The organism is Shigella sp. FC1967 (assembly GCF_001743005.1).
In the GTDB taxonomy this organism is placed as follows: Bacteria; Pseudomonadota; Gammaproteobacteria; order Enterobacterales; family Enterobacteriaceae; genus Proteus.
On sequence record NZ_MIIZ01000353.1, the window covers coordinates 1 to 235 of the forward strand.

A 235-nucleotide genomic window follows, 5' to 3' on the forward strand; every position below is an offset into this window, starting at 1 on the left:
TCACATCCTGGGGCTGAAGTAGGTCCCAAGGGTATGGCTGTTCGCCATTTAAAGTGGTACGCGAGCTGGGTTAGAACGTCGTGAGACAGTTCGGTCCCTATCTGCCGTGGGCGTTGGAAGATTGAGAGGGGTTGCTCCTAGTACGAGAGGACCGGAGTGAACGCACCACTGGTGTTCGGGTTGTCATGCCAATGGCATTGCCCGGTAGCTAAGTGCGGAAGAGATAACCGCTGAA

Annotated in this window: 1 rRNA gene; it reads left to right on the forward strand. The window is 55.3% G+C overall.

From position 1 onward, the window contains the following. Positions 1–235: ribosomal RNA gene (locus BHE89_RS03160) — 23S ribosomal RNA — on the forward strand; the annotation flags it as partial.